This is a genomic window from Paenibacillus silvestris (assembly GCF_009882985.1).
Classification (GTDB): Bacteria; Bacillota; Bacilli; order Paenibacillales; family NBRC-103111; genus Paenibacillus_E; species Paenibacillus_E silvestris.
Map to the genome: position 1 here is coordinate 302,483 of NZ_WTUZ01000040.1, position 21,985 is coordinate 324,467.

20 protein-coding genes are annotated in these 21,985 nt (G+C 45.4%); 4 read left to right on the plus strand and 16 right to left on the minus strand.

Annotated elements, in window-relative coordinates; translation table 11 throughout:
- Nucleotides 1–47 precede the first annotated feature (47 nt).
- A complete protein-coding gene (locus GQF01_RS33345) occupies nt 48–1,220 on the minus strand; it encodes an FAD-dependent oxidoreductase (protein WP_161411530.1) in 1,173 nt (390 codons plus the stop codon).
- 222 nt (nt 1,221–1,442) lie between these two features.
- Between GQF01_RS33345 and GQF01_RS33350 the strand changes: the two genes are divergently transcribed.
- Nucleotides 1,443–1,637 (plus strand): hypothetical protein, encoded by a 195-nt coding sequence (locus GQF01_RS33350; protein WP_161411532.1) that lies wholly within the window; start codon nt 1,443–1,445, stop codon nt 1,635–1,637.
- A 271-nt stretch (nt 1,638–1,908) separates the two neighbouring features.
- Here GQF01_RS33350 and GQF01_RS33355 read toward each other — a convergent pair whose 3' ends face one another.
- The 7 genes from GQF01_RS33355 to GQF01_RS33385 form a co-directional block, all read right to left on the minus strand.
- On the minus strand, nt 1,909–2,691 hold the full coding sequence (locus tag GQF01_RS33355; protein ID WP_161411534.1) for a phytanoyl-CoA dioxygenase family protein: 783 nt from the start codon (nt 2,689–2,691) through the stop codon (nt 1,909–1,911).
- A 30-nt stretch (nt 2,692–2,721) separates the two neighbouring features.
- Nucleotides 2,722–3,924 (minus strand): GntR family transcriptional regulator, encoded by a 1,203-nt coding sequence (locus tag GQF01_RS33360; protein WP_161411537.1) that lies wholly within the window; start codon nt 3,922–3,924, stop codon nt 2,722–2,724.
- Nucleotides 3,890–5,107, minus strand: a complete 1,218-nt coding sequence (locus tag GQF01_RS33365) for a trans-sulfuration enzyme family protein (protein WP_161411539.1) — start codon at nt 5,105–5,107, stop codon at nt 3,890–3,892. The genes GQF01_RS33360 and GQF01_RS33365 overlap by 35 nt, the downstream gene beginning before the upstream one ends.
- Entirely contained in the window at nt 5,107–5,937 is an 831-nt protein-coding gene (locus tag GQF01_RS33370) for a carbohydrate ABC transporter permease (RefSeq protein WP_161411541.1), read from the minus strand. The genes GQF01_RS33365 and GQF01_RS33370 overlap by 1 nt, the downstream gene beginning before the upstream one ends.
- Nucleotides 5,937–6,818 carry a carbohydrate ABC transporter permease gene (locus GQF01_RS33375; RefSeq protein WP_328803585.1) on the minus strand — a complete coding sequence of 294 codons (882 nt, stop codon included), beginning with the start codon at nt 6,816–6,818 and terminating at the stop codon, nt 5,937–5,939. The genes GQF01_RS33370 and GQF01_RS33375 overlap by 1 nt, the downstream gene beginning before the upstream one ends.
- Before the next feature lie 67 nt (nt 6,819–6,885).
- Nucleotides 6,886–8,256, minus strand: a complete 1,371-nt coding sequence (locus tag GQF01_RS33380; protein ID WP_235960788.1) for an ABC transporter substrate-binding protein — start codon at nt 8,254–8,256, stop codon at nt 6,886–6,888.
- Nucleotides 8,257–8,387: 131 nt separating this feature from the next.
- Nucleotides 8,388–9,425, minus strand: a complete 1,038-nt coding sequence (locus tag GQF01_RS33385; protein WP_161411543.1) for a glycoside hydrolase family protein — start codon at nt 9,423–9,425, stop codon at nt 8,388–8,390.
- 126 nt (nt 9,426–9,551) lie between these two features.
- On the opposite strand from GQF01_RS33385, the gene GQF01_RS33390 reads away from it, so the two are divergent.
- Nucleotides 9,552–10,445: an AraC family transcriptional regulator gene (locus GQF01_RS33390; RefSeq protein WP_161411545.1), complete on the plus strand. Its 894-nt coding sequence runs from the start codon at nt 9,552–9,554 to the stop codon at nt 10,443–10,445.
- A 328-nt stretch (nt 10,446–10,773) separates the two neighbouring features.
- Complete coding sequence (locus tag GQF01_RS33395) at nt 10,774–11,199, plus strand: hypothetical protein (RefSeq protein WP_161411547.1); 426 nt, start codon at nt 10,774–10,776, stop codon at nt 11,197–11,199.
- A gap of 555 nt (nt 11,200–11,754) precedes the next feature.
- Here GQF01_RS33395 and GQF01_RS33400 read toward each other — a convergent pair.
- From GQF01_RS33400 to GQF01_RS33435, 8 genes are all read right to left on the minus strand, one after another.
- A complete protein-coding gene (locus tag GQF01_RS33400) occupies nt 11,755–12,423 on the minus strand; it encodes an FMN-dependent NADH-azoreductase (RefSeq protein WP_161411548.1) in 669 nt (222 codons plus the stop codon).
- A gap of 185 nt (nt 12,424–12,608) precedes the next feature.
- Nucleotides 12,609–12,800: a YgaP family membrane protein gene (locus GQF01_RS33405; protein ID WP_145654721.1), complete on the minus strand. Its 192-nt coding sequence runs from the start codon at nt 12,798–12,800 to the stop codon at nt 12,609–12,611.
- A gap of 83 nt (nt 12,801–12,883) precedes the next feature.
- Nucleotides 12,884–14,806 carry a glycosyl hydrolase family 65 protein gene (locus GQF01_RS36995; RefSeq protein WP_202556825.1) on the minus strand — a complete coding sequence of 641 codons (1,923 nt, stop codon included), beginning with the start codon at nt 14,804–14,806 and terminating at the stop codon, nt 12,884–12,886.
- A gap of 131 nt (nt 14,807–14,937) precedes the next feature.
- Nucleotides 14,938–15,648, minus strand: a complete 711-nt coding sequence (locus GQF01_RS33415) for a YebC/PmpR family DNA-binding transcriptional regulator (RefSeq protein ID WP_161411550.1) — start codon at nt 15,646–15,648, stop codon at nt 14,938–14,940.
- Between the two features lie 81 nt (nt 15,649–15,729).
- Nucleotides 15,730–17,769, minus strand: a complete 2,040-nt coding sequence (locus GQF01_RS33420) for a Na+/H+ antiporter (RefSeq protein ID WP_161411552.1) — start codon at nt 17,767–17,769, stop codon at nt 15,730–15,732.
- Nucleotides 17,770–17,938: 169 nt separating this feature from the next.
- Nucleotides 17,939–18,916 carry an ABC transporter substrate-binding protein gene (locus GQF01_RS33425; RefSeq protein ID WP_161411554.1) on the minus strand — a complete coding sequence of 326 codons (978 nt, stop codon included), beginning with the start codon at nt 18,914–18,916 and terminating at the stop codon, nt 17,939–17,941.
- Entirely contained in the window at nt 18,916–19,452 is a 537-nt protein-coding gene (locus GQF01_RS33430) for a nitroreductase family protein (RefSeq protein ID WP_407945449.1), read from the minus strand. Before GQF01_RS33430 ends, GQF01_RS33425 begins: the two co-directional genes overlap by 1 nt.
- A gap of 200 nt (nt 19,453–19,652) precedes the next feature.
- Nucleotides 19,653–21,248, minus strand: coding sequence for an ABC transporter substrate-binding protein (locus GQF01_RS33435; protein WP_161411558.1), 1,596 nt, complete (start codon nt 21,246–21,248; stop codon nt 19,653–19,655).
- Nucleotides 21,249–21,547: 299 nt separating this feature from the next.
- On the opposite strand from GQF01_RS33435, the gene GQF01_RS33440 reads away from it, so the two are divergent.
- Nucleotides 21,548–21,979, plus strand: coding sequence for a DUF1641 domain-containing protein (locus GQF01_RS33440; RefSeq protein ID WP_145654728.1), 432 nt, complete (start codon nt 21,548–21,550; stop codon nt 21,977–21,979).
- The last annotated feature ends 6 nt before the right edge of the window (nt 21,980–21,985 follow it).

Genomic DNA, 21,985 nt, shown 5'->3' on the forward strand with positions numbered 1-21,985 from the left:
ATTTTTGGCGTAAAAAACAAAAAAAGAGTCTACGAAAGACTCTTTTCTCATATCCCCTGCTCATTCGCTGCCTCATGGTACTGGTTCATCAGATCCGCCAACTTGCGAGCGGCGTCATCAGAAAAGCAAAGCTTCAGATTCGCATCAGACACCTCAGCTGAAATGGACGAGTACGCGTACATCTTCTTCTCGTATGCTTGAACTGCCTTGTTCAAGTCTGTGTGTTGAACGATGGACAAGGCCAACTCTGCAGCATCTAACATCGCTAAATTCACGCCTTCGCCAGCAAATGGGGACATCAGATGCGCGGCGTCTCCAATCAGCGTGACGCCTGGTTTATGCGTCCATTGGAGCCCGACGGGGAGGCTGTAGATGCGTCTTGGCACTATAGCCCCATCTGCGGAACGGATATAGCTCGTCAGCGACTCATCCCAATCGCGAAACTGCTCCAGCAGCAGCCGCTTCGCCTCTTCAGGCTGATCAAAAGGGATGCCGCATGTATCCAGCCATTCTTGTTCAACTTCAAACGCCGCGTATACGCAAAGTCGGTCATCCCCGTTTAACTGCCCCAAGATGCCTTTATGATCTCCAAAGGCGAACATTTTGCCGCGTCGATTAAATGCAGCCAATTCCGGATGAGTGGTAGCCACATTATCAACATAAAGTTCAACCATACTTAATCCGCTATATACGGGAATTGATTCTGTAAGAAGAGGACGTATACGGGAAAATGCACCGTCTGCCGCTACAACAAGATTCGCAGTATCCACATGCCCGTTCTCGAAATGCAGTTCGTGCCTTCCATCTTCCAAAGGAATCGCCTGAACGAGGTCGTGCCCCCATTGAATTGTGTCAAGGTCGATGGAGTCTAACAACAGATCGCGCAGTGTCCCGCGATCGATCTCAGGTCTATCCCCTTCATGGGGTTCTGCCACCTCATCCATGTACAGGTTGCCGAATTTGTCTAGAAGTCGGAAATCTTGTCCTTCATATCTGGCGAGCGCCTCAAATTGTTCGATTAATCCCGCTTCTTTCAGCGCTTTCTGTCCAGAATCGGAATGGATATCTAACGAGCCGCCTTGTTTGCGACTTGCGGGGGATGCTTCACGTTCATAAACGGTCGATTTAATCCCATGCTGCTGTAAAATTCGGGCCAACGTCAGTCCTCCTGGGCCTGCGCCTATGATAGCAATGTGTTGCTGTTCTTTGGTTGTATTCATACGTATCGACACCTCGGCGTTAGATTTTATTTATCAACTGGTCCAAGTATATGACGACTTTTTAAACTGAAAATAAACGGGTCGTTCTTGAGAAAGAATAATGAGGAAAGTCATGATTCGTGTCACGTTTCTACAACTTTTACGTAAATAATCGTTTACAATAAAACAATCACCATCAAGCAAATCCTGCAGCCGATGTAGAATCTATCTAGGAGAGTTCTCATGAAAAAAAATCATATTGGCATAGCACTTACACTACTGTTCTTTGCTGGAGCTGTTGTTGGATTGGGCTTAGTTGAATATCATAGCGAGACATATAGGGTCGTCACAACGAAAACAAATGAAATGCCGAACAATAAATTTTATGGATTTACCTTTTATGAGGAGCCTGCCTCCTTTGTATCCTATCAAAAATAACCGAGCGCGCCTGCTCGCTAACGCAGCCTTTTTAGCCGTCTCACATGTTCTCTACATCTTTCAAAGCTCGGAGACGGCCTTTTTCATCCTCTCACGCAGGCCATCTACACGTTTGGCTGTCCGTTCAATTTGAGAAGGCCTTAGCGGCACGCTCACACTGACATTCTCTTCTTTCGCTCTTTCGAATCAGCCTTTCTGAATCTCTCACACAGTTCACAGTAAAGAGCCCAAAGATGAAAATCCATCTTGGGCTCTTCTCCATATAGGCGAATTACTCATTCTCAAATTGTGCTGGATAGCTGGCGCCAAAGGGAGCATCGGGTCTTTCAAATTCTCCCATGAGATAACGGCGAGTCGGTGTTGTACGCTGCAGAAATTCTGGATTGTTCTCGAATCGATCAGAGCATCGCACCCAAGGCGGACTATAAATATAGTGCATCGTGTAACGGTCATAGTCCCCATCATGCGCATAAGTGCGGTGCCAGACTGCGTTGTGGAAAAATAAGACCGACCCTGCAGGAGCACATATGACATGGCTGACCGGCACGCTCTCTCTGCTCGATCTAATCGAGTCCGGCAGCGGAACCTGACTTCGATGGCTTCCTGGAATGAGCTCCATATTGCCAGTTCGCGGAACCGTCTGATCGGTCAACAAAAAGGAAGCTCTCAGTTGAAGCAAGGGAATCGGATAGCCGAGCTTACGAAAGTCGTAAGCTCCTGATCCATCTTGATGCCATCCACCTACCCCGCCAAAAGCCGGCTGCTTCGTACACCAGCCGGACTGCATAATAAACCGATCACCGTAAAGCGCCCTGACTTTGGGCAGAATAGCTGGATGATCGATCAATCGCTCTAAGGATATTTCAGTTTCATATCCTCTTCCCACTTGTGCCCAGCCCGTAGTGCCTGCTGATTGATGTAATCTGACGGAAGCCTCCAGACATTCGTTTACTTCTTCTTCTGAGAGGACACTCGGAATCAATAGATAGCCCCAAGATTCAAACATGAATCGATCTAACTCCGTAAACTCTCCTGGACTAGAGATGGGATTCATTCAATAACTCCTCCTTGTTCATATCCGCACTTATACCTTCGCCGCTAACTTGCCCGAGGACTCGCCTGCAACTAAAGCTGACTTCACAATCCATTTCATAGGTTCGCTCAACTTCTCTTTGTTAGCAAGCTGTTGAAGAAGCAGTTCAACTGATTTCGAGCCTATTTCCTGCTCATGCTGATCAATGTGGGTGAATGCACGATGGTCAGTAAGCTCTGAGTACGGATTATCATAAGTAATAATAGATAGATCTTGCGGGACCTTCATCCCCAAATGTTTGATAAGTCCAGCCATAAATAAGCCCAACTGCATGTTCAAAGTAATGTATGCGGTTGCAGTTCGATTCTTTATGTACGCATATAGCGGGTGTTTTTCAATAGAACTCCTATCGTTCACCTCAAAATCAGTCACGATCAACGCTGGATTAATCATCGAGCCTTTTTGCTTCAGAGCTTCCATATAACCACGAATCCGTTCATCAACGGTCATAGTTCCGATTGAAATATCCGAGCATATCGCGATGTCCCTATGTCCTAGCTCCCACAAATGGTTAACAGCCAACTGTGCGCTCGCCATATTATCCGAACAGACACAATGTGTTTCAAACCCTGGCAAGTAACGGTCGACCAGCACGAATGGGAATTTATTCATTTTCAAAATCAAAATTTCTTCATTGTACGTCTCTGCATCAATCGGAAAAATGATAAGCCCAGCCGCTCCGTTAAGCATCAACTCCTGGATCGCTTCCTTCTCCCTCTCCTGCTGGTTGTGCGAAAGCACGATGGATAAATAATAGCCGGTATCTTCCAGAGCGGTCTGAATACCTCTTATAAGTCGGATGGCAAAGAAATCTTCCAAAAAGGGAAGAACCAAACCAATCATTTTGCGCGTCGAAGTAGGTCTGTTTAACTCCCTTGATTGCTTACCAGTAGTTGATTGATTGTTCTCCGAATCGTCTTCCGAATGGCTATCTGCATTCTCCTCATACCCTGAGCTGACGAAGCTGCCCCGCCCTGGAATTCGGTAGATCCAGCCGTCCTTCGCGAGCTGCGTAAGCGCATTAGAGACTGTCATCCTGCTAACCTGAAATTGTTCAATCAGCTGCTTTTCCGTCGGAAACTTGCTATTCACTTCCAGTTCTCCTGAAAGAATTCTTTGTTTAAAATGCTCCTGAATTTGCAAGTAAAGCGGCTGCCGTTCATCCCTTTTGGCTGATACCCGGATTCTGCTCATATAGCTCCTCCTCAGAAGGGCTCACTGTGATACTTTGCCATGCCTGATCCAAATCACGAATTAAATCATCCGGATCTTCAGCACCGATGTAGAGTCGAACGAGCGTACCTATTTGTGGATCGTTGGCACTCATAACATGCAAAGCATTCACATTGATCAAACTTTCAAAGCCGCCCCAACTCGCGCCAATACGGAAATATTGCATTTGATCTGCCCAGGCTCTTAATTTGTCGACGGATTCACGTGATTCAAAGGAAAATAAACCACCCGTGCCAGACATCTGGGAGCCTCCGAGTTCATACTGAGGGTGATTCGCCAGTCCGGGATGGTTCATTTTCACGGCATAACTCTGTTTGCTTACATAGTCTGCAACTTTAAGACCGCTTGATTCATGGCGCTGCATCCGTAAGGGCAGTGTTCGGAGTCCTCGCGTTACCAACCCGGCTGTTTGCGGTGTCATGACACCACCGAATAACATATATTCGGTTGACATTAACGGGTCCATCAACCGCTTGGAACCAACCACGACGCCTCCCAAGCAATCACTGTGACCGGAAATATATTTCGTTATGGAATGGACGACAAGACCGACTCCAAATAGGAGCGGATTTTGGAAACACGGTGTCGCCCACGAGTTGTCGAGGATCGTTTCAGCTCCAATGGAATCAGCCAACTCCGTACAACTACGGATGTCCTGCAGCTGAAAAAACATACTCGTGGGGCTCTCCAAATACAGCAGCCTCGTATTTGATCTCACCGCATTTTTCCAGTTATCCAGCGTACTGCCATCAACAAAAGTCGTTTCAACGCCGAACTTTCGAAGATAATTGCCGAGAAATTCCCTTGTAGGGCCATACGCTTGATGCGTGCAAATCACATGATCGCTTGTCTTGACGATCGACATAATTGCTGCCGAAATGGCCGCCATTCCGGATGAGAAGCACTTGGCCCGCTCCCCCTGCTCCAACTGGGCAAGCTTGTCTTCCAGGAATCTTACAGTTGGATTGTTCCCCCTTGAGTACACGTAATTTTCTTGCTCATCTACTCTTGCCAAATTATATTGATCATACGTATCGAAGGAAAAGAGACTTGTCTGGTAAATTGGCACATTGATGGAGCCATGGTGCTGGTCATCATGTTCATCATGCGCAACGATGGAGAACATTTTCTCATTTGCCGTCATTAGCCTTTCACCGCCCCTTGTGTTAATCCCTCCACAATAAACCGCTGTGCGAGAGCGAACAACAGAATTGTTGGCAAGACAGAAATCACTGTTCCAGCGGACATAGAGCCCCAATCGACATTAAATTTGAGAATAAAAGAATTCATGGCTACTGGGAGCGTTTTTAGTGATTCATTATCAATAAACATAACGGCCAGGAACAGCTCATTCCAATTTTGAACGAAAGCAAATATAAACATGGAGGAGATCCCTGGCATCATTATTGGAATGATGACTCGAATTAAAGCTGACAACTGGGAACAACCGTCGATCATCGCTGCTTCCTCTAAGTTGGACGGAATTCGTTGGAAAAAGCCCCGCAGCATAATCGTCGAAAAAGGGATTAGAATGACCGTATACATTAAAATTAATGAGATCCGTTGATTAAGCAGATGCATATTCGACATCATCATATAAAGAGGCGCCAAAGAGATGAACCCTGGCAGCATTTGCGTTAAGAAGAATCCGAGCATAATTTGTTTATGACCACGAAACCGGAATCGCGCCAGCACATAAGCACTGCATACAGCAATCACGATAACGATCAACGCAGAAGTGATAGAGACAAGCAGACTGTTGGCGATATACACGTTGAACTTTGACACTTTGAAAATGTTAATGTAATTCTGAAATGTGAACTCCTGCGGCCAATAATGAATCGGAAAACTGAAGATTTCCTTTTGTGGTTTCAAAGAGGTAATAACGATCCAGTATAATGGAAACACCATCAAGACGAAGTAAAAAGAAAGAAAGACGACCTTGATCAGCCGATACCCGAATTTTTGTTTCATTAGAAGTCACCTACCTTCTCGGACTTCGTTACCAATAAATAAAATACGGTGTATAGAAACAGCATCGCGATCATCATCACACCTACGGCTGAAGCTGACCCATAATCCCCATCATAGATGATTTTGTTGAGCATTAAGGAAGACAAAATGTGTGTAGCGCCTCCCGGCCCACCATTCGTCATCCCATAGATGAGCGTTGGATCGTTGAAAATCCATATGACTCGCAGCAAGGTAGTAGCAATGATGGTTGGCATAATGTACGGAATTGTCACATCAAGCAGCTTTCGGTAGCCGTTCGCACCGTCAATGCTAGCTGCTTCGTAGAGCTCTGAAGGAATCGATTGCAAGGCAGCCAGCAGCATAATTGTGAAGAAAGCTATGCCATACCATACATTCGCAACAATGACGGAAGACATGGCCCATTTGGGATCCGACAAGAAGCCAATCCGATCTTCAATGATGCCAAATCGCAGCAAAAGATCATTGATGACGCCAATTTGCGAGTTAAACAGCCATTTCCAAATCAGACCGATCAGAAAACCGGATAACGCCCATGGGTAAAAAATAAATCCTTGGTAAACGCCTCTTCCCCAAAATTTCTTATTCAAAAACAGCGCCAGGATGAATCCCAAAAGAAATTGCAAAATTAACGAGAAGAACACCCAATACAGGCTATTTTTGAGCGCTCCGAGGAATTGATGGTCACGGAATGCATTAACAAAGTTTTGCATGCCGACGAAATGTACCTGCTTCAGATTGAACAGCTTGTAGTCTTGAAAAGCCATAACTACCCCCTTGAGAAAGGGGTAATAAGTAAAAATCATCACTAGAATCAGTGCGGGCAGCAAGCTGGAGAGTATGAATTTTTGCCGAGCACTCACATCGAACACCTCCCCGGTAAGACAGCAGCGGCAGGCGATGAGCGCCCGCCGCTTTCTGTTACTTTCCTTATTTTTTCAAACCCGCCTGCTGATCCAACCAGAATTTATCCCATTCCTTCAATAAATCGTCAGAGGATTTCTTATCCAGCAAATAGGACTGCTGTCCCTTCATGCTTAGCTCGCCCCAGCTGCCATTCCCCGGATATTTAAAAGGCGGCGTAAAGTTGACGAAAGTATCCGCTTTGGCCGTCATGTCCAGGAGCGTTTTATAGGGACCCGTTTGGAAGAATGTGTCCGCTGTTGCCGACGTGTGGATCGGAATTGTGCCAATTTGTTTAGAGAATTCCGTATTTTCTTTTGGACTTGAGAGATATGATATCAATTTCCATGCTTCATTTTTATTTTTGGAATTGGCCGTTATCCCCCATCCTGCCGCCCCTGTGCTGACCAAGGACTTGCCGTTAGGTCCGAGAGGCATAGGAGCTGTCTCCAGTGTTTTGGGGTCCATTTTGTCCTGAAGCACCTTAATTACGTCTGGATCCTGAAGCAAAATGCCGGTTACGCCAGAGGTAAAGGCTTGAACCTGATCTTGGAAGCCCCAGTTGATGGAATCCGGCGGCGACGCCTCTTTATACAGCTTTTTATACAATTCTAGGGCTTGCTTGGCTTCGGCTGTGCTGTACACTGTCTTGCTGTCCTTCGTAAAAGGGGCATTGTCTATATTCATGACTTTGTCATTATAATCATAAATCATATGATCGAAGTTCCCATTCGCTCCCGAGCCTCCCCGGAATGAGAAGCCGTAACGATTCTGCTTCGGATCGGTCAGCTTTTTGGCAGAATCCACCAGTTCCTCCCATGTTTTGGGCGCCGTCAATCCTTTGGCCTCAAACCAGTCTTTCCGATAAAACATTTGTCTTTGATACAGCGCATTGGCGATAAAATAAAGTTTGCCGCCCGTTGAGCCTACAACTTTGGACGTGCCCGAAAGTGTTTTACTATCCGCCCAGCTTGATGCGTACGTATCTAAGGGCTCAAGATAGCCGTTATTGACATACTCAGCAATGTTCAGATCTCTAACCTCAAGAATATCGAGGTCTTGCTTGGCAGCCAGCATCGTTCTAATCTTATTGTCTGCTTGATCGAAAGGAGGCGAAATGAGCTCTACTTTAATGTTGGGATTGTCCTTCTGAAATCGTCCAATAGCGTCTTGAAGCAGCTTCGTACGCTCCGGGCTCGTTAAACTTTCGATCATCTGAAGCGTTACTTGTTTAGCAGCAGGTTCCGTACTCTTCGGCGTATCCGTAGCTGCTGGCGAGCTCTCGCCAGGTGCAGGCGAACTGCTCGTACCCCCGCTTCCGCTGCACGCTGCTAAGCTGCCCAATAACATGACTCCCGCTAGCATAGTTGTCCATCCTTTTATTGCTACTGCCCCCATATCTCACGGCCTCCCCAAATTTGTTATATTCAACTATATTGTCTTAATTCAATAGATATGTCTTACCTAATCATTAAAAATAAACAAGCCGGCCTCTGTTAACCAGAGAACGGCTTGTTTATGACAATGTCTTATTCAGTGGCAATCGGCACCACCATGTTCCATGTATGAGTAGCTTTGGTGAATCCTCCTGCTCCATCTGCTGTTGCCGCAAATAAATGCGTTGGTTTGCCATCTTGGAAAAGAATAAAAGGTCGCTCGAAGCTGCCCATAACCGTCTCCGTGCCGTCATCCCAACGGATTTTCCTGGAGTATGCCTTAGGATTGTTGGATACATGCCAGGTTAATCCATCCATGGAGTGAGCTTGTATGCCTGCATGCAGCTCCCCGCATATGTGACCATCCATATCTTTGGCAATAAGCTCGTATCGCTCACCCGTGTGCCAAATAAATGGATCTTCCAGATGAAATTTAGCAGGTGGAAATACCGGATCTTCACTGGCTACGTGGTAGGGACCATCATAATGGTCAGCACGCGCCGCACCGATCATCATATTCCCATGTACATTTCCTTCGTATTGACGTGCTTTATAGATGAGCATGACAGAGCCGTCCTCATGAATGCAAGGTGCAGGATTCGAGGTCAGGAAGCTGTCAAAATGCCCTGGTCTTGTCGGTAAAATCGGAGCGTCCCGCCGTTCCCAAGGACCGAACACGCTAGTAGATGTGGCTATGCCTATACGCTTATTCGCACGAGCAACGATACAACGCGGGTCTGTTAGGCCGAATTCTTCTCCAGGCAAGACATCAGCCAGAGGGTTTGTTGAGCCCATATAATATAGCACGTACGTGTCCCCGTGTTTCGTAATATGCGGGTTATGCGTACTGCGGCCATCCCAATATTCAGCTCCCCGTGCAGGAAGCACGATCTCCTCGAACGCATACGGCCCTTCCGGCGTATCAGAGACCGCTCGCACAACTTCCGAGTGAACAAGCCAGCCCGGGTGCATCGGCAGATGCTTGGGCCACCGGGATGCAAACATGTGAAAGCGACCATCTTCCCCTTTTATCACGGAGCCGCACCACACCCAATACCCCTCCATCCGAAATCCACCGTTCTTAGGTGCTGGTTTCAACCTGTCGTACAAGCTTTTCGTTTGTATAGTCATATATACCCTCCATTATCATTTCAAAATGTTAGTCGCAATTGACAGCTGATTGTAAGCGGTTTATCCTAAGAAAAATGCGTAAAATGGCAGCATTCATACTATTTCGCAGTCTTGAGGTGTTAACCAATGACGGAATTAACTTCTATCGTCTCCATCCAACCATCCATTCGGGCAGCACATTATCATGCGTATTCCGGCAGAGTAAAAGAAAAAAACAGATTTGGCTACTGCTTTGCTTTTCATTTTATTTATAAAGGGACTGGCACTGTGCAGATGAACGGACGAAGCTATCCTTTAAAGAAAGGCACGCTTGTATTCATACCACCAGGCCTTAAACATACTTTTCATATGAATGAATCGCAGCCAATTTCTTCCTATGATATGTACTGTGATTTTTTCACGAAAAAAAATACGATTCAGCATCTTTATTTCGATCCACAGCTCGATTTCGAACCTGGTCTTCTGACAGAAAGCAAACCATGCAGCGAATTGGAACAATTAACCGGAATTACGCAGCTTAGCCGGTATCCAGAGCTTATTCAAACCTTCATTCAGATTGTCCGTATGAACCGATTGGATATTCAATATAAAGCCGAGATCGTAAACAGCTTGCTTTACAGTTGGATTTTACAGCTAGTCAATTTAAATCTGTCCGACAATATCCCGGATTACCGGATTCAGAAGATCATCGATCTCATGGAACAGTATCCTGGGATGAATCCGCCTTATGAGCAGTGGCTGGACATGTGCCAATTAAAGAAATCGCAGTTCTATAGCATGTTTAAAAAAATGACCGGACTGACGCCAAAAGAGTGTTTTTTTCGGATTAAAATGCAGCGAGCTTATGCGACAATCCATGAAAGTAAACGCTCAATCACATCGATTGCAGAAGATCTGGGGTTTTCTTCGGTCCATTATTTCTCCCTGCAATTTTCCAAATATTTTGGTCTACCTCCCTCTGAACTCAGGAAACAGACGAAGGTAGCGAGCGTGTCCTATTCCATAAAGGACGAGCATTAGCCGAGACAGCTACTAATTTCCAACATCCGTTGTATCAAGCTCTTCAAAAGTTTCTTTCAGCCCTCGATGGGTTGACAATGGAATTATACTTTGTCATCTTGATGAGGTCCTCCAAGTAGTTTTACTACATTATGCCGTCCGACAACTGATTTGTATTTAGATGAATTTCCGATCATTTAGACAAATTTCCAGTGTTGTAAGCCTCATTTTCTTGTGGAACATCGTTCATCATTAATGCCTACAAAACGACAACGTGTTTCGAGCGACATTTTATATGACATCTAGTAATCTATGATTAATACTATGAAAAAAAGGAGGACCCATCATCGTGGCACATAAAGTGATCAGTGATGAAGAGCTATTGCTGCTGCTGTCCCCTAATTGCGATAATCAAGAAACAAATTTACCCGAGAAGCCGAAACTAACGATGAAACTGCTGTATGAGCTGATCAAAAAGCTAAAACAAGAAAATGTGATCCTCTCTAATCGGATTGCTGAATATGAGCGCAGATTGGATTTACTGATGGAAAGCAAAGCCCAAGTCGCCAGTACCGCAGAGATGACTGTCCTTATAGAACCCATACGTACAACGGAAGTAAAGCATGAGCTTAGCTTGGTGCTTCCCTCCAGCCATTTAACGCCACGCTCCACGCGGCATCCGTCTCCAAAGAAAAAGTCGATCTCGATCCTTTTCTTAAAGGCTCTGACGAGATTGTTCGTTAGGCGCCGCAGATTCCATCCTTTAAGACACTAAAAAGCCGTCTCCAAAGTAGCCCGTGACTTTGGAGACGGCTTTTTGTTGTCGCAATTTGTCCGCTCAATTGACGCTCTCAATTACTCTCTCAAAGTGTGATCTCAATCACTTCGAGTCCTTGCAGAATGAGCTACAATAAAAACAGATACAAAAGAAGATGGATTTCATAGAGAGAATACGAAAGGGGATATGAAACATGTTCTATTACTGGTTTACAGGCATTATCTGTTTAGTAGCCTTAGTTTCCACACTATATTTAGGATTCTCCCACAAAAATCAGGTAGCAAGTGAGTCATACACCAAACATACAGCAAAAAATCTGAATAGCCTATTGATCCTGAATGTCTTGTTCATCGTTCTTTTCAGTCTAATTTTAATGTATTGGATTTCTACTAAATAAATCATCCTAGAAGAAACAGGCTGTCCCGAAAGTCATTTAATGACTTGGGGCAGCCTTTTTAAACTTTTGGGAGCGCCGCTTTACATGAACGGGAAATACTAACGCTAAATCGCCAAATAACACACTACAGGCATGAATAGATGGAATTTCTCCCGTTATTGGACCGCTTGCTTGTCCTTTTTGATATGTTTAGCCAAACGCTGGGCAGCATCTGCTGCTTCCTGATCAGCCTTTTGCATAATCTCATCAGGATTCAAGACTGACGTGCCTTGGACACGAATGATTTGATAATCCTCAAGTCCCATGAAATTAAACATTGCTTTGAGATATTTATGCGAAAACTCTACTTCTGTATACCAATCATTATTGGTGTAAATACCGCCGCTGCCTTGAATAACAACGATGCTGCGCCCATCTTTCAGTAAACCTACTGAGCCATTTTCCGTATATTTGAACGTTTCGCGCGCAATAAGGATGTTGTCCATGTAATCTTTTAACTTGGAGGGTACGTTAAAATTATGGAGCGGCATTGCGATGACATACTTATCTGCGCTCTTGAACTGTGCCAGCACTGCCGTCATTCTACTCGTAATTCTCAGTTCCTCACTCGACAATTGCTCACCTTTCGCTAGTTTGTCCCAGGCCGCAAGAACCGTGCTGTCGACTAGCGGCACCTCGTCCTCATACAGATTAATTTGTTCGATCGTCTCGCCTTGCATTTGATTTTCTTTATATACTTTCATGAATTGGTCCAGCACTCGCAAGCTAAAGGAAGCGCTTGATGCCACTTTTGGATGAGCATTAATGACTAATAGTTTTCCCACATTCTCCACACTCCCCGATGACTCATATTATGACCTTTGAATGATAATCCGCTAACCTCTCTCCTTCTATTTTTTAATTTCTATAGCTTTTTTATGCAAAAGGAACTGGAGTCCACGCTGTAGTTACCCTCAAAACAAAAAAGGCTATCCATATCGGATAGCCCTGCAGCTTACATATACCTACATTATCGTATTTTACAAGTATTACGTCCAAGCATCTGATTAATTGCACATTTCTGCGCAAATCCTGTAATCAAAAGCGGAAACGAAACTAATCCGAATAATTTCCAATATCCAGGCAAGAAGTAGAACAACGACAACAGGATAATTCCTAATACAATACGGATAAAGCGATCAGTTCCACCAACATTTTTCATGATTTATTCCCTCCATCAAGGTTTGTTTTGTCTTCATGTGATGATTATAGCAAAGACAAATTCCACAAACCGTGACTTAGTCACTAACCTTTCACTTCAAATGCTGTCCCCATCTCCCCTTCGAATTTAATGAAGCCATCCTTATCCGAGACAATTAGTTCAATCCTTCCTCCTTGCCGATTCACGATCACATCCAACTCACGCCCACACACATGTACGGAGCGAAGGGCCATATGATCCCAAGCTTCAGGTAATCTAGGCTTACAAATAAAACTGCTTAATCCCTTAGGCTGGATTCCAAAAATACCTTCCGTAATAACCCGGCCATATAAAGCGCTTTCAGCAGAAAGATGCCGCTGGTTGCCTTCTGGATAAGCCTCAACCGCATAAGGGACATGATTGCCTAGTAGTCTTCGCCGCGAATATGAAAGCAAATAAGAGATTGCTTCCTCCGTTGCCCCTACAACAAATAACCCCCGTAACGCATATAGTGTGGAACGGTCCCAGAATGTAGTGTCTCCAGCTTGCGTTACTAATCCATCTTCTGACCACAGCCTTGGGGAAAGCAATGCAGCGATCGTTCCCGGTTTACGCACTTCAATACCCATAACTAACGGCGAACAAATCCACGACCTTAAGAGGTCATTTCCGTCGTAATATCGGTACGTATCGAAGCCTTCTACTCTTGCACCGAAGTATCGCTCTATGGCCTCATACAGGTCCTGCGCCGATGACACATATTGCTTGGCAATAGCCTCCTCACCTAGTTCGCAAGCTAAACGTGATCCATATACATAAGCGGCATAAGCCAGACAAGAAGTTGAAAGATTCGCCGAACCGCTTGGGAATCTCCCCTCTAACTCGTCGGAATCTGATGCGATAACCCCATCTTTATTTTTCTGCTTTTCGCAATAGTTCAAGCACCACACGATAGCTGGCCATAGTTCTATCGCGATATCCATGTCACCTGATGCAAGCGCAAAAAGCGCCGCGCCATAGGCATACATCGCCGCATCCCCGCGGTCTCCTGCCCCCTCCCAGATATCACTCCCTTCCGCTATGATGGAGCTTGGAATCGGTTGATAGTCAGGTCCCATGAACGCTGTATACAAGCGTAGCGCATTATGTGTTGCCTCATTGCCAAACGCATATCCTAGATACGGGAAAAAGGGTCCGGCATACTCGATTTGGTCATTCGTCCATATAGCCGCATAGTATCGCCCGCCGCCAGGTCCATGCATAGGACCACTTTTCGTTTCAAAAATGCTTTCCGCAGCTCTTAATTTAGCAAATGCAAACATTTGATTGAGAACCCCATCGGGCGTTTCTAAACGTAGATTTTGATTCATCAGCCTTACAAAATCAATCCTTTGTTCTTCTTCCTGTCGAACATCCATAATTTGATCCTGCTCTTGCAAATGCCTTGCGCTTATGCGAACACTCAATTGACATGACGCCAGAGGTCCAAGCAAGTACTCATTTGCAGCATCATGTGAAACTTCGATGAAATAGATTCCGGCAACGCCTTTTACGGATTTACGGGACAGGTTGGCATTTATTTGAATAGAAACCGTTTGATCAGATGGATTGGTCAGCACGATTTTCTCCCAAACACTTCTCGAACTCACCGAAGGAAAGAGGGTCCTCTCGATGATAACCCCGTTATCCGCTAAACTTCGAATATGCAGCAATCCATTGAATTGAAAGGTTATCGGCCTTTCATTTACGCTGCGAACCCCATTGATCCATAAGGTCGGCATCGACTCCAGCTCAAAATCAACCATCAAGCTCCCATGGGTATCATTAGGAATCGTTCGAAGCGTAGGCCAGACGACTTTACGTGAAAGAGCCAGTTTCCCCTCCTGATTCACACCATAACTGACAATGACAGACACCTTTTTGCCGCTCATTTCAAGATGATCTTCGTGGGGATCTACGCGGTCTTGTGTAAGGTTCCATTGGATGCCATGATCTTGCAAACTCCATCTTTCGAGATGATTGGACACTTCTTCCCCTCCCAGTTGAACCGTAGATATGGTTGGCCGGCCCTATACTAAGCGTATTCTTGCTGATTGAGCTTATGTAAGAAAAAAAGACCCGCGCTAAGCGCGGATCTCTACGATTAATCCTATATGAATTATTCCACGTTATGATAAACCTGTTGAACATCTTCTAGATCTTCCAGCGCATCGATCAACTTATCGAATAGGACTTGTCCCTCTTCGGATAAAGTGACATTGTTTTGTGCGAGCATCGTCAATTCAGCAACAGCAAACTCGCTAATGCCAACTTGCTTGAATGCTTCTTGAACAGCGTGGAATTGATCGGGGTCTGCATAAACCATGACCATTTCGTCTTCTTCCACGATGTCACGAATGTCAACATCCGCTTCGAGCAGAACTTCCATGACTTCATCCATGCTTTTGCCTTCAAGGCCGATAACCGCTGTCGCGTCAAACATGTAGGCTACAGAGCCGCTTACGCCCATATTACCGCCATTTTTATTAAAGGCTGAACGAACGTCTGGCGCCGTGCGGTTCACGTTATTCGTCAGTGCGTCCACAATGATCATCGCCCCATTTGGCCCAAAGCCCTCATAGCGAAGCTCTTCATAAATTTCATCGGAGCTGCCTTTTGCTTTATCCAGAGCGCGATCAATAATCGCTTTCGGTACATTGTAAGTTTTTGCCCGCTCGAGCACGACTTTCAATGCGCGATTTGCTTCAGGATCCGGTTCACCTTTGCGTGCAGCTACATAAATTTCTAGTCCGAATTTCGCATAAATTCGACTTGTGTTTGCGTCTTTTGAGGCTTTCTTTTCTTTAATGTTATTCCACTTACGGCCCACGTTTGTTCCCACTTTCTGTTTTTATCTCATTTAACATAATAACCTATTTTCATTCCAAAAGTAAAAATAAAATCGCTAAAACTAACCAATCTCCTCAAGCTCATAGAGCGATGCTTCCCTATTGCGAATGATTCTTCTCAAGAGGGCGGCCATGTCACGCGTAATATCTCCACGCTCATAAAACCACTGCACAGCATCCCGCTCCGCCTGTATAGCGATCCAATGCAGCTCACGCCTGCTATCGTTGAAGGTTGAATCTTTGCGTCGTGAACCGAACGCGAATCTGCGCAGCCTGTCCACCATTTGCTGATAATAATCCAGCACTCCCTCTGTTGCCTCATCACTTTGATAGGCACAGCGTTTGGAGAACTCCTCGACAACAGCTTGACTGCATTGCATTTTCAGTGTCCGAATCTCCGCCATATCGGGTTCTACAATATTCGAAGCAAATCGAGGTTGCGTGAGGAAAGCAAAAATAAGTTTCAAGCGGCGCCAGATATTTTTAACGATTACTTTGCCTACATCAAGTTTATTCGCCAGAATAAGTTCTACTTGTTCCAGCATGTTTAAATAATACGTGGCTTGTTCACGGCTCACTTGACCGCTTTCTAATCGATCATTCACATACTTGCGTTCAATATCCAGCGCCAGCAGCCGCATCTCTGCTTCTTCCTGTTGGAATCGAGGCAGACGTCTCAATTTGCCTTCTTTTTGATCAAGCTGCTGCATCATTAATTTGTAATCGCCTATCACGGTATCCACAGCTGCCTCATGCTTCTCGTTGCTAGTGTTCTCTAGAGCCCGAACCGCAGCAGCCATAACCTCCAACTGCCACTCACGCTCCATTCTTTCCTTTTCGGCATCCCCTTCTGTGCTTTTCTTCTTGGCTATCAGCGGTAAGACAATGCTTGCCGTCAGAAGTGAGAACAGAATAATGGACGAGGCAAGGAAAATGATCAGATCCCTTTGCGGAAACGGAGCGCCGTTTTGCAGAATAAGTGGTATGGAGAATGCGCCAGCCAGAGTTATCGCCCCACGTACACCCGATATCGCCGTCAACGTCAGAATACGCAAGCTTGGTACTTCTTGATTCGCGTTCCCGAACCAGCGCCCTCCTCTTGCAAAGATTAGCGTCCAAACGAAACGCAGGAGTAAGAGTAAGACGAAAATGAGAATGGCATAGCCAATCACCTTGAAATTATCGAAATGAGGATCTCTGAGAATCGTCCTCGACACACCCGGAATTTGCAGCCCCAGCAGCACAAAGACCAAGCCGTTAAGCACAAACAAAATGACAGACCATGTGGCATTAGAGACATTACGGAGCTTCGGCATCGTAAACGCCAAACGCTCATTCTCGATCGCATGCACTAGTCCACCTGCTACCGCCGCCAAAATGCCCGATACACCTATCTCCTCGGCAATCAAATAGAGCATAAAAGGCGTCAATATTTGCAGCAGCATATGCATCGTCTCATCCTCAAGTCCTGCTCGGCGCAGCAGCTGACGAATGCCGATAATTAAAAAGGCGACTAGCGCGCCAACCAGCAAGCCCCCGATCGAGATGACAAGAAAGCTTAGACTTGCTTTCGGGAACGAAAACACACCGGTAACCGCCGCGGCGATGGCGAACTTGAACGCAACGAGGCCTGACGCATCGTTCATTAAAGCTTCTCCTTCAAGGAGCCTCATCAAGCTTTTCGGTAAATGAATACGACCGGCTAAGGCGCTGACGGACACGGCATCCGTAGGCGAAAGAATGGCTGCTAACCCGAATGCCGCCGCCAGAGGGATAGAAGGAATCAACCAATGGACAACATATCCGACGACACACACCGTTATGAAAACAAGGCCCACTGCAAGCAGCAAAATCGGTGCTCGCAGTTTCCACAGCTCATCTCGCGGCGTATGCTTCCCGTCGTGATACAACAATGGAGCAATGAACAGCAAGAAGAACAATTCCGGTTCAAGTTCCAAATGAATACCTAGCGGTACAATCACCAGAACGGCCCCCAAGGCAATTTGGATCAGAGGGATCGGAATAAAAGGTACAAAGCGGTTCACGACATTGGAAACACCAATAAGAACCAATAAGATTAGAATAATGATAAATACATGCAAGATCGTCTATCTCCTTCCCCGATAAGCACTATGTACGAATATTAGTGAAGACTTCCGAATGGCGTACTTGTGTAGTATTTCAATATTTTCCCTAAAGAATCCTTCTCGTTATCAACAAAAACGACATCCGATCGATTAGACCGAATGCCGTTTTTATTCATGTATGCAATTACTGTTTCGTAGTCAACATTTTCACAGTTTCATCGATCATAAGTGAGTAAGCCGTCGGTCCAAAGCCTTGGAACCACAAGTCGTAGTCGACGGGATGAACTTGGTTCTTCTTCACAGCTGTTAACTGACTCCATATGGCCGTTTTCTTCAGTTCCTCCAGCTTCTCATTGCTTTCATTCAGGATCAGAATGTGATCCGGATTGATTTCCGGCAGCTTTTCCATGGAAATAGGAGCGAATGTTGCCTTATTATCCGGGAATAACGGTGGTGCCTTCAGACCTAGATCCTTGTAAAGAATATCGTAATTCTTTGCACCATAATAGCGAAGTTCCTTGGACGTTACACGCAGAAACATAACGGTTTCGTTGCCAATAGAAGCTGCAATCTTCTCTTTTGCTTGCTTCGCTTTTTCATCATAAGCAGCAATCGCCTTCTTCGCTTCTTCGTCTTTTTCAAGAACTCCAGCTAAAACCGTAACTGTTTTACGCCAATCCTTGGCTCCGTCTGTTTCTTCTGGCTTCAAAACAACGGTAGGCGCAATTTTGCTTAATTGATCGAAACCTTTCCCCATCCCGTCGTTAGCGAGAATAAGATCAGGTGCAGCTGATAGAATCGACTCGAAATTCGTTTCCGACTGCCAGCCTAAATTCGTTACACCAGCCATTTTATCTTTCAAATACCAGGAGAAATCTTTCGTCTCCGGTCCAGCTTGAACAGATGAGCTCGGTTTCACACCTAAGGCCAACATTAAATCAATTAGCCATGGGTTAAGCGCAGCAATCTTTTGGGGTTTTCCAGTGATCACTGTCTCACCCGCAAAATGCTTGATCGTACGAGGTTTTGCTGATTCTTGGGCTGGAGTAGCAGATGGGCTGCTTGATAAGGTTGGTTGCGATTTACCGCAAGCGGTCATAAGTAACGCTGTAGTAAGTACAAGAGCCAAGATTGGTGCGGATTTGCGTATGATTTGTTTCATTATTGAACACAGCCCTCTCTAGTTGTCTTTCCAAATACTTGCGTTTTCTCTTCGGCCGTCGTGCGCGGTCTTTTGGGTTCAGGGATTTGATCTTCCTCAAAAAATCCAAGATGCAGCATACCCGTTACTTTCTCCCCTGGCTGTACGCCTAATAGCGACCTGACCGCTGGATTCCAGTTATGGTCATTCGTTTTCCAAACGACTCCAAGTTTGCGTTCCCAAGCTAGTAGTTGGAAGTTTTGGATTAGCGCCGCTGAGGCCATGAGATCTTCTTCCCACTGCTTCGGACGCGGATCTTCCGGCATGATGACGATTAAGAAAGCCGAACCTTGCGCATGGAGATACTTTCGCATTTTCTCATGCTGCTCTAACGCGAACCCAGGCAATATATGCTCAATGAACGCTTCCTTCTGCTCCGATGGTACAAAAAGAAATCTCCACGGCTCCCTGAGACCGTGATTGGGTGCCCACACGGCGTCGTTCAATAAGGCCATGACAAGCTCTTCGGAGACGGGTTCATCCGTAAAAGCCCGCATTGTCCTGCGCGACCGAACCGTCAAGGCTACATCTCCTGGACCAGCCTCTTGTCGTATATACGGCTGTTTCATTACTAACCACCTCTAAATTATGAAATTGATAATCATTATCACAAGGTAATCGTAAGCGAAACAACCACTCCGTTCAATGGATAAAATCTTTCAAGCACATGGATAAAATTCAGTTTCCATGAAGAGGATCAGGACGACAGCAGAGAATTAACCGCCATATCTATAGCTAAACTATGCTGGATAGGAGCATGACTATTGAACCAGCTTGGTACCTCATTTAATCTGCCATTTTGAACAGCACGCAGAGTGTTCCAAGCCGGACTGCTCTTTAATTGTTCAGTTAATCGAGCATCGGAATTAGAGTTGCAGGTGGTAAGGAAAATATGGTCCGGATTCATTCGAACCAGGTCCGCCTCTGAGATTACCGTGTAGTGCGTTTGCGGCTTAACGCCGATCGGTGGAGTCAGCTTTAACTCCTTGTACAAAATATCTCCAAGCTGTCGTTTCCCCCCATATACGCGCCATTCCTTGCCGGCATCTACTAGCAGCATAACCGTCTGCTCTTGACCGAAGCTTGATCTTAAACGTGATCTAGCGTCTGCCGCTTTGTGATCATACTGCTTCAGCCATGCGGCGTACTGCTCTTTTTTTCCGAAAAGGGTAGCCAATTCAAGCAAAGTATCGCGCCAATTATCCTTATTGAAGAGCGTAATCGTCGGAGCAACATTCCGATACGTGTCGGTTGTTAAACTTGCCCAATTAACGCCAAGAATCAGCTCAGGATCTGCACGCAGCACAGACTCTCGATCCGGACGATCCCAGCGACCGACAATCTTGGTCTCCATCAGTTCATCTGCGATATGTGGCAGCAGCCCGCGGATTTGGTCGTTACCTGCATACGAAAGCGTTGCGAAGGGCTTAAGATCCAGCGCTAGCAAATAGTCATTTAACAACGGAAATACCGTCATGATTTTGGAATTGACATGATTCTTCATATATATCGTTGGTGAAACACCTACAACCTTCTTGAATGTCCGGCTAAAATAGAGCTCATCACGGAATCCTACTTTAGATGCTACCGTTTTGAGGTTCTGCTGCGACCTTAACCATGTTTTGGCATGTTCCATGCGCAGACGGGTCAAATAGTCAATGGGTCGCACTCCGATATGCTTTTTGAAAATACCAGCAAAATTGCTCGCACTAATCCCATGGCGTTGTGCCAGCGTGCTGAGCGAAATATCCTCATGATAATACATATCCATGAAATCTTTGGCCTTCTCGATGGCAAACCGTGTGCCACCCTGCTGCTTATCTGATTGCTGATCAGACACGATTGTGAACAGCAATTCTTGAAAAACTATTTGCCGCTTCCAAGATGATAATGGATTTGATGTGCTCCCTAGCTCATGAAGCTGCTCAAATCCTCGCAGGATTGTAGTTGGGTCATTTAAGGCTAACAACCCTTCCTCGTCGAAGATCTCGGTGCCCACCGCATTTTTCCATTTGTATGTAAAAGATTGCATCATAAATTGAATAGGTTGTTCTCCGTCTACAACGGCTTCCACCAAGCTCTTAGGTTGCAGTAGGAATAACGAGCCAGGACCTGCCTCATATTCCGTTCCATTAATAGACATTGTGCCGCGGCCTTCCTGAATCTGCACAAGGTGATAGTAGGTAATGAACCTGCGTCTTACACGTTTACCTGCTGGATATCGTTTACGTACCGGATGACACAGACTGAAGCTAATGTCTCCCATTTGATTCCAAAAGTTATCATTAATCATAGTTAGTTGAACTTCCTTTCAATCCTACTCCGTACAAGTACAATGATAATCATTCTCAACAAATCCGTCCAGTGATTTTCTTCTCCATGTTCACCCAATGTTCACGAATTTGAAATATTTTCAAATATAATTTTGTGTCCATTAGGTGTACAATATGTAAATACGGTTTATATCCAATTGTGCGTGTTGCTACACATTTTCTTATGTGAAAAATGTTACAACCATCTGGGAAACATACGTTTCACCCGTGCACATTGTGACAGTACCCGATTTTTTTCATCGCAAAGGAGGATTTTCATATGTCACAGACATCTGCTGTTCAAGAAGTAGCAGCAACGGCTGCTGCGGAACCAAAATCGTTAGACGTACTTGACCAATTGCTAAAGCCTGAGGTGCAACAATCTCTGACTGTCCTGGTCGATAACCTGCCTAAACTGGCAGAAATGGTGACTGTTTTAACGAAAGCTTATGATTTTGCACAAAGCGTAGCTACAGACAAAGTATTGATTAACGATTTTGCCCAAGGTATTGGTGAGTTTGTTAAACCCGTACAGGAAAAAGCAAAAGACATTGCATCCGCGGCAATTGAAGCTGGCGAGCGCTCACAGGCTGAAGCAGGATCAACAATCGGTCTCTTCGGCATACTAAAAATGTTAAAAGATCCTGAAGTGCAGAAAACTCTTCGTTTTGCACAAGCATTCTTGAACGTACTATCAGAACGTAAAAATTAATACGGA